The sequence below is a fragment of the Oleiphilus sp. HI0066 genome (genome assembly GCF_001635725.1).
In genome coordinates, this window is the sequence record NZ_LWFH01001165.1 from 1 (window position 1) to 488 (window position 488).

Consider the following 488-nt stretch of genomic DNA (forward strand, 5'->3'; position numbering starts at 1 on the left):
GTTAACCGTCACGTGATCGATGAAGCACTATCTAATGGCGTGAAAGACTTCGTCGGTGGTAACTGTACGGTGAGTCTAATGTTGCTTGCTCTAGGAGGTTTGTTCGCGGAAGACTTGGTGGAATGGGTATCACCGATGACATATCAAGCGGCATCAGGTTCAGGCGCTAAGCACATGCGTGAATTGATTACTCAAATGGGTGAGATCAACGAAGCGGTTGCGAATCAGCTAGACAATCCAGCGTCAGCGATTCTTGAAATTGATAAGTTGGTAGCAGAGAAAATGCGTTCAGACGAATTCTCGACTGACCAGTTTGGCGTTCCGCTTGCGGGCTCTTTGATTCCTTATATCGATACGCAGTTGCCGTCAGGCCAAAGCCGTGAGGAGTGGAAAGCAGGTGCTGAAACTAACAAGATTCTCGGTACGCAAGATCAAGCAATCCCAATTGACGGTTTGTGTGTACGTGTTGGTGCTATGCGTTGTCACTC

The 488-nt window shown here is 48.2% G+C and carries 1 protein-coding gene; it reads left to right on the top strand.

The genetic code is table 11. The features are described from left to right. Positions 1-488, top strand: a 488-nt coding sequence (locus A3738_RS15520) for an aspartate-semialdehyde dehydrogenase (protein ID WP_156504290.1), incomplete at both ends; no start/stop codon positions are given.